Source organism: Chryseobacterium sp. BGARF1, from assembly GCF_001677955.1.
GTDB lineage: Bacteria > Bacteroidota > Bacteroidia > Flavobacteriales > Weeksellaceae > Chryseobacterium.
This window is the reverse complement of the sequence record NZ_LELA01000259.1, coordinates 1-229: the sequence shown is the minus strand read 5'-3', so window position 1 is coordinate 229 and position 229 is coordinate 1. Positions and strand designations below refer to the sequence as shown.

The 229-nt window shown below is 32.3% G+C and carries 1 pseudogene; it reads left to right on the top strand.

Going from position 1 to position 229, the window contains the following annotated elements:
• Positions 1–35: 35 nt before the first annotated feature.
• Positions 36–229: pseudogene (locus AB671_RS21935) on the top strand (glycine cleavage system protein H); the annotation flags it as partial.

The following is a 229-nucleotide window of genomic DNA, read 5'->3' as shown; positions in this document are numbered from 1 at the left end:
AATAAGCATATAAACTTAATAAAAGAACTGCAATAATGAAGATCCCTGAAAACCTCTTGTATACTGAAGATCATGAGTGGGTTAGATTAGAAAAAGACATGGCTTATATTGGAATTACCGATTTTGCCCAATGTGAATTAGGAGATATAGTATATGTTGAAATAGAAACCCTTGGGGAAATCTTAAAACAACATGGGATATTTGGAACAATTGAAGCTGTAAAGACAGT